General features: G+C 51.3%; 9 tRNA genes and 1 rRNA gene. All 10 read left to right on the top strand.

The features are described from left to right. The 10 genes from rrf to CEG13_RS18445 all read left to right on the top strand — a co-directional run bounded on the left by rrf (position 1) and on the right by CEG13_RS18445 (position 1087). Positions 1–116: ribosomal RNA gene (rrf, locus tag CEG13_RS18490) — 5S ribosomal RNA — on the top strand. Positions 117–173: 57 nt separating this feature from the next. Further along, positions 174–249, top strand: a tRNA-Val gene (locus tag CEG13_RS18485). A gap of 6 nt (positions 250–255) precedes the next feature. Continuing rightward, positions 256–331, top strand: a tRNA-Thr gene (locus tag CEG13_RS18480). Positions 332–485: 154 nt separating this feature from the next. Beyond that, positions 486–561, top strand: a tRNA-Lys gene (locus tag CEG13_RS18475). 5 nt (positions 562–566) lie between these two features. After that, a tRNA-Leu gene (locus CEG13_RS18470) sits at positions 567–651 on the top strand. A gap of 16 nt (positions 652–667) precedes the next feature. After that, positions 668–742, top strand: a tRNA-Gly gene (locus CEG13_RS18465). 7 nt (positions 743–749) lie between these two features. Beyond that, positions 750–838, top strand: a tRNA-Leu gene (locus tag CEG13_RS18460). 7 nt (positions 839–845) lie between these two features. Next, positions 846–922 (top strand) — tRNA-Arg (locus tag CEG13_RS18455). A 5-nt stretch (positions 923–927) separates the two neighbouring features. Continuing rightward, positions 928–1004, top strand: a tRNA-Pro gene (locus tag CEG13_RS18450). 7 nt (positions 1005–1011) lie between these two features. Further along, positions 1012–1087: transfer RNA gene (locus tag CEG13_RS18445), tRNA-Ala, on the top strand. The last annotated feature ends 122 nt before the right edge of the window (positions 1088–1209 follow it).

Below are 1209 nucleotides of genomic sequence, written 5' to 3'. Positions count from 1 at the left end.
TCTGGCAGCAATGGCGGAGAGGCCACACCTGTTCCCATGCCGAACACAGCAGTTAAGCTCTCCAGCGCCGATGGTAGTTGGGGCCTTGCCCCTGCAAGAGTAGGACGCCGCCAGGCAATACAAATAAATCGCGTTTGGAATGCGATACATATTACCAAAACGCTTTGTGCGTTGGAGGATTAGCTCAGCTGGGAGAGCACCTGCCTTACAAGCAGGGGGTCGCAGGTTCGAGCCCTGCATCCTCCACCATTTCATGCCGGCCTAGCTCAATTGGTAGAGCAACTGATTTGTAATCAGTAGGTTGGGGGTTCAAGTCCTCTGGCCGGCACCATCTTTCAACCGAATTTAATATAGCATTTAGCGTCGTTCCAATTATTTGAAACCCGGACAAGCTGCTGTTTACAGAGTAGGCTTGAGAATAGTGCGATGCACTGCTTATCGTGGGATGCTATAGAAAATCAAGAGAAATAAGTCCTTTAAAAAAAGAGCCATTAGCTCAGCTGGCAGAGCATCTGACTTTTAATCAGAGGGTCGGAGGTTCGAATCCTCCATGGCTCACCATTTTTGCGGGTGTGGCGGAATTGGCAGACGCGCTAGATTTAGGATCTAGTGTCTTCGGACGTGGGGGTTCAAGTCCCTCCACCCGCACCATGATTTGTCATATTAAGCGGAAGTAGTTCAGTGGTAGAACATCACCTTGCCAAGGTGGGGGTCGCGGGTTCGAATCCCGTCTTCCGCTCCATTGCCATGCCGGGGTGGCGGAATTGGCAGACGCACAGGACTTAAAATCCTGCGGTAGGTAACTATCGTGCCGGTTCGAGTCCGGCCCTCGGCACCATTTATATGCGCCCGTAGCTCAATTGGATAGAGCGTTTGACTACGGATCAAGAGGTTAGGGGTTCGACTCCTCTCGGGCGCGCCATTATACGGGAAGTAGCTCAGCTTGGTAGAGCACTTGGTTTGGGACCAAGGGGTCGCAGGTTCGAATCCTGTCTTCCCGACCATGAATAAGGGGCCTTAGCTCAGCTGGGAGAGCGCCTGCTTTGCACGCAGGAGGTCAGCGGTTCGATCCCGCTAGGCTCCACCATAATAAGATTTGCTCTTTGAAAACTGAACAAAACAACCAGTATGAACGAAACAAGAGGAAGCCATTGGATGCTTTTAGCAAACGATGGTTCCCCTGAAACAATTTTTGAAGCTAAGACCATC

Origin of the sequence: Lentibacillus sediminis (assembly GCF_002763455.1) — a bacterium.
Classification (GTDB): domain Bacteria; phylum Bacillota; class Bacilli; order Bacillales; family Amphibacillaceae; genus Lentibacillus_D; species Lentibacillus_D sediminis_A.
This window is presented reverse-complemented; position numbering and strand designations above follow the sequence as displayed.